Annotated in this window: 3 protein-coding genes and 2 pseudogenes; 3 read left to right on the forward strand and 2 right to left on the reverse strand. The window is 69.1% G+C overall.

Translation table 11 applies throughout. From position 1 onward, the window contains the following. The first annotated feature begins 137 nt into the window (after positions 1–137). Together KBX53_RS21565 and KBX53_RS21570 are read left to right on the forward strand one after the other, a co-directional pair. Positions 138–1,325: a ThuA domain-containing protein gene (locus tag KBX53_RS21565; RefSeq protein ID WP_030332847.1), complete on the forward strand. Its 1,188-nt coding sequence runs from the start codon at positions 138–140 to the stop codon at positions 1,323–1,325. An 87-nt stretch (positions 1,326–1,412) separates the two neighbouring features. After that, positions 1,413–3,845, forward strand: a pseudogene (locus tag KBX53_RS21570) (PQQ-dependent sugar dehydrogenase); the annotation flags it as partial. On the opposite strand, the gene KBX53_RS21575 reads toward KBX53_RS21570, so the two are convergent. Then, positions 3,803–4,300 (reverse strand): helix-turn-helix domain-containing protein, encoded by a 498-nt coding sequence (locus KBX53_RS21575; protein WP_309140826.1) that lies wholly within the window; start codon positions 4,298–4,300, stop codon positions 3,803–3,805. The pseudogene KBX53_RS21570 and the gene KBX53_RS21575 overlap by 43 nt on opposite strands. 35 nt (positions 4,301–4,335) lie before the next feature. On the opposite strand from KBX53_RS21575, the gene KBX53_RS21580 reads away from it, so the two are divergent. Further along, positions 4,336–4,722, forward strand: a complete 387-nt coding sequence (locus tag KBX53_RS21580; protein WP_030332840.1) for a nuclear transport factor 2 family protein — start codon at positions 4,336–4,338, stop codon at positions 4,720–4,722. On the opposite strand, the pseudogene KBX53_RS21585 reads toward KBX53_RS21580, so the two are convergent. Then, positions 4,719–5,129: pseudogene (locus KBX53_RS21585) on the reverse strand (hypothetical protein); the annotation flags it as partial. The gene KBX53_RS21580 and the pseudogene KBX53_RS21585 overlap by 4 nt on opposite strands.

Here is a 5,129-nt window from a genome sequence, read left to right on the forward strand (position 1 = left end):
CCACAGGTACGGCACCACCCCGAACCATCTCAGCCGAGCGTCGGCGGCCCGGCTCCGTACCACCGCCAACCTCGGCCCGGCGAGCCCACAGCTCCGTGACGCGCGCCTGGGCCGACGCTCAGCAGAGGAGCAAGATCATGCGTTCCCGTCCCCGCCTGTTGGCACTCGTCACCGGGCTGGCCGTCATGCTGGCCAGCCTGGTCGCCCTGCCGACCCCCGCATCGGCGGCACCACTGACCAAGGTCCTGGTGTTCAGCAAGACCGCCGGCTTCCGGCACTCGTCGATCCCCAACGGCATCGCCGCGATCCAGCAGCTCGGCTCCGCCAACGGCTTCACCGTGACGTCCACCGAGGACGCGGCCCAGTTCACCACCTCCAACCTGGCCCAGTACCAGGCGGTGGTCTTCCTGTCGACGACCGGCGACGTCCTCAACGCCAGCCAGCAGACCGCCTTCGAGTCGTACATCGCCGCCGGTGGCGGGTACGTCGGCGTGCACGCCGCCGCCGACACCGAATACAACTGGCCGTGGTACGGCGCGCTGGTCGGCGCGTGGTTCGACTCGCACCCGGCGATCCAGAACGCCACGGTGAAGATCGAGGACCAGACCAACCCGTCGACCGCGCACCTCGGCACCACCTGGGTCCGCTCCGACGAGTGGTACAACTACCGCACCAACCCCCGCTCCAGCGCACGGGTTCTCGCCAGCCTCGACGAGTCGTCCTACAGCGGCGGCAACATGAACGGCGACCACCCGATCACCTGGTGCAAGGCGTACGGCGGCGGACGCGCCTGGTACACGGGCCTCGGGCACACCGAGGCGTCGTACACCGACCCGAACTTCACCCGGATGCTGCTCGGCGGCCTCCAGGTCGCCGCGGGCTCGGTGACCGCCGACTGCTCGCCGCGTACGACCACCCCGCCGCCCACCGCCACCGGCTCGACCCTGCGGGCCCGCGCGAACAACCAGTACGTGAGCGCGCCCAACTCGACCACCGCGCTGATCGCCAACAAGGCTTCGGTCGGCACCACCGAGCGGTTCGACCTGGTCAACCTCGCCAACGGCAACGTGGCGCTGCGCGCCAAGGGCAACGGGCAGTTCGTCGCGGCCGAGAACGCGGGCGCTTCCGCGCTGATCGCCAACCGGGCCACCGCCGGTGCCTGGGAGACGTTCCAGCTCGTCCGCAACTCCGACGGCACGGTGAGCCTGCGGGCCACTGTGAACAACCGCTACGTCGCGGCCGACAACGGTGGGTCCTCCCCGCTGATCGCCAACCGGACCTCCATCGGCCAGTGGGAGAAGTTCGACCTGGTCACCACCAACTGACCTGATCCCCCGCTCGCTCTCCACCACCCCACCTGGTCGTGGTGCGCCCCCGCGCGCCCGTCCCCCGGTCGTCGAGAAAGGACGATCATGCCCTCGTACCCCCGGCGCTGGCCCCGGGCGCTCTTCGCGGCGGTGCTCACCGTCGCGAGCGCGGCCCTCGCTGTGGCTGCACCGTCCACCGCCCAGGCGGTGGTGATTCCCGCCTCCGACTATCAACAGGTCAAGCTCGCCACCGGCTCCGCCGAGCTGGGTGAGGCCATGTCCCTGGCCGTGCTGCCCAACCGTTCGGTCCTGCACACCGCCCGAAACGGCGTGCTGCGGGTGACCGACGTGGCCGGCAACACGAAGGTCTCCGGCACCCTGTCCGTCTACACACACGACGAGGAGGGGTTGCAGGGCGTCGCCGTCGACCCCAACTTCGCCACCAACCGGTGGGTCTACCTGTACTACTCGCCCACGTTGAGCACCCCGTCCGGGGACGCCCCGACCACCGGCTCGCAGTCCGACTGGGACCGGTGGAAGGGGCACCTACGGCTGTCCCGGTTCACCCTCAACTCCGACGACACGCTCAACCTGAGCAGCGAGAAGATCGTGCTGCAGGTCGCCAACGACCGTGGGCAGTGCTGCCACGTCGGCGGTGACCTGGACTTCGACGCCGCCGGCAACCTGTACCTGACCACCGGCGACGACACCAACCCGTTCGAGTCGTCCGGCTACGCCCCACTGGACGAGCGGACCAACCGCAACCCGCAGTTCGACGCCCAGCGCACGGCGGGCAACACCAACGACCTGCGGGGCAAGCTGCTGCGGATCAAGCCGCAGGCGGACGGGACGTACACCATCCCGTCGGGCAACCTGTTCGCGCCCGGCACGGCCAACACCCGCCCCGAGATCTACGCGATGGGGCTGCGCAACCCGTTCCGGATGAGCGTCGACAAGGCCACCGGCGTGGTCTACCTCGGTGACTACGGCCCCGACGCGGGGAGCACCAACTCCAGCCGGGGCCCCCAGGGTCAGGTGGAGTTCAACCGCATCACCGCGCCGGGCAACTTCGGCTGGCCGTACTGCACCGGCACCAACACCAGCACGGAAACATACAACGAATACACCTTCCCGTCCGGGCCGTCGCAGTCGAAGTACAACTGCACGGGCGGGCCGACCAACAACTCGTTCCGCAACACCGGCCTCGGCACGCTGCCCGCGGCGAAGCCGGCCTGGATCAAGTACGCCGGCGACTCCGGCTCACCGTCGGAGTTCGGCAGCGGCTCCGAATCGCCGATGGGCGGACCGGTCTACCGGTACGACGCGTCGCTGAACTCCAGCATCAAGTTCCCGCAGTCACTCAACGGCCAGTTCTTCGCCGGCGAGTACGGCCGCCGCTGGATCAAGGCGATCGCTGTCAACTCCGACGGCTCGCGCGGGGAGATCTCCAACTTCCCGTGGTCCGGCACCCAGGTCATGGACATGGCCTTCGGCCCGGACGGGGCGCTGTACGTGCTGGACTACGGCACCGGCTCGAACAACCAGGCGCTGTTCCGGATCGAGTACATCGGCGGCGGCAACCGCAACCCGATCGCTGTCGCCTCGGCTAACCCGACGTCGGGGGCCAACCCGCTGACAGTCAACTTCTCGTCGGCCGGCAGCTCGGACCCGGAGGGTGGGGCGCTGAGCTACCTGTGGACGTTCGGGGACGGCACCACGTCGACGGCGGCCAACCCCACCAAGACGTACACCACGAACGGCACGTACTCCCCCACGTTGAGGGTCACCGACCCGAATGGGTTGACCGGCACGGCGAGCCTGGTCATCACCGTCGGCAACACGGCCCCGACGGTGACGCTCACGTCCCCCGCCGACGGGCAGTTGTTCAGCTTCGGTGACACCGTGTCGTACCAGATCAGCGTGAGCGACCCGCAGGACGGCACGATCGACTGTTCCAAGGTCAGCCTGACGTACGCGTTGGGCCACGACAGTCACGCCCACCAGATCACCTCGAAGAACGGGTGCAGTGGCTCGATCACCGTCCCGACCGACGGGGAGCACGACTCGGCCGCGAACATCTACGGGGTCTTCGACGCCGCCTACACCGACAACGGTGGGCTCACCACGCACAGCATCAAGACCCTGCAACCGAAGCACCGCCAGGGTGAGCACTTCGGCGCGCAGTCCGGCGTCCAGGCCACCGACCACACCAACGCCGAGGGTGGCCGCACGGCCGGGTTCATCGAGAACAACGACTGGATCTCGTACCAGCCGTACAACCTGACCAACGCGAACCGCATCACCGTGCGGGCGTCGTCGGCCGGTGCCGGCGGCACCATCGAGGTACGGGCCGGGTCGGCCACCGGCACGCTGCTGGGCACCGTCTCGGTGCCGGTGACCGGCAACTGGGAGACCTTCACCGAGGTGTCCGGCACGATCAGCAACCCACCCACCGCGTCAACGACGCTGTACCTGGTGTTCAAGGGCGGGTCCGGCTACCTGTTCGATGTCGACGCGTTCACCTTCACCACCGGCACCGGTGGCCGCAACAGGTCGGGGGCCACGTACGCGAAGAACGGGTCCACAGCACTGTTGGTCAGCACGATGTTCCACCGGCGGTCGAAGACCAGCGCCGGATACGGCTCGTGCGCCCGCAGCACCCGGCGGACCGCGTCGAGGGCACCGGACAGGGCGATGTCGTCGAGCGGACGCTGCGCGTACCGGGGTGCGAAGCCGGCGGCGAGCAGCAACTGGTTGCGATCACGCAGCGGCACGTGCAGCTGGTCGGCGAGCCGCAGGATCATGTCGGCGCTCGGCGTGGACTTGCCGGTCTCGACCAGACTGACGTGCCGGGCCGAGACATCCGCGGCGATCGCCAGGTCGAGTTGGCTGAGCCCCCGGCGCTTGCGCCACTGCCGTAGGAGTTCCCCGACCGCATACACGATCATGAGCCTACTCATCGTCCGTGCGGACGCCATGAAGTGCGATGTCATCGACAACCACCCGGGCCGGGGAAACACTTGCGCCCATGACCACCGAGAACAAGAGCATCGTCGCACGCGCGTTGGCAGGGCTGGTCGACACGGGCGACGTCGACACGCTCGCCTCGTTCCTGAGCGAGGACTTCATCCACCACCGGTCGGATTCGACGACCTCGACCAGGACGCAGTGGCTCGCCGCCGTCCGCGCCGCGCTGGGCCCGACCGCCGGCATGCGGGTCGACATCCTGCACCTGTTGGCCGACGGTGACCACGTCGTGGTGCACTCGCGACGCCGCCTACCCGACGCGGGGCCGGAGATCGTCGTGGTCGACGTCCTGCGGATCGCCGACGGGGCCATCGTGGAGGCGTGGGAGGTCATCGAACCGGCGGCCCACGCGACCGCCAACGGGACGTGGTGGAACCCGGCCGTCTAGATCGGGAAGTGGCCGCGACGCCAGTGCCAGTGGCCGCCGTCCCGCAGGTGGTCGATGATCGCGCGCTGGAGCACGGTGCGGCGCGGCAGCTCGTCCAGCGGCGTGGTCAGGGTGCGGAACCCGAACCGCAGCATCTCGATGTCGGCGTCCGGCCCCTCCGACTCCTGGTGGGGTTCCAGCTCGAACCGGCGCTGGAACCGCAGGATGTTGGAGTCCTCCGGAAGGTACTCCCGCAGCTGCGGGTCGAGCAGCCACGATCCGCAGGAGAACACCGTGTAGCGCTCGTCGGGAAAGTGCCGGGGGAAGAACGCGCGGGCCTCGTCCAGCGACGCCGTCACCGCCTGCGGGGTCAACGGCCCCGATTCGGGGACGTGCAGGCCGAGGGCGCCGTCGCCGCGCTGGTACTG

The sequence above is a fragment of the Micromonospora sp. M51 genome (assembly GCF_018070305.1).
Taxonomy (GTDB): Bacteria; Actinomycetota; Actinomycetes; order Mycobacteriales; family Micromonosporaceae; genus Micromonospora; species Micromonospora parva.

Coding starts and splice junctions, on each gene's coding strand:
- KBX53_RS21565 (WP_030332847.1), top strand. CDS start 138: ATGCGTTCCCGTCCCCGCCTGTTGGCACTCGTCACCGGGCTGGCCGTC.
- KBX53_RS21580 (WP_030332840.1), top strand. CDS start 4,336: ATGACCACCGAGAACAAGAGCATCGTCGCACGCGCGTTGGCAGGGCTG.
- KBX53_RS21575 (WP_309140826.1), bottom strand. CDS start 4,300: ATGACATCGCACTTCATGGCGTCCGCACGGACGATGAGTAGGCTCATG.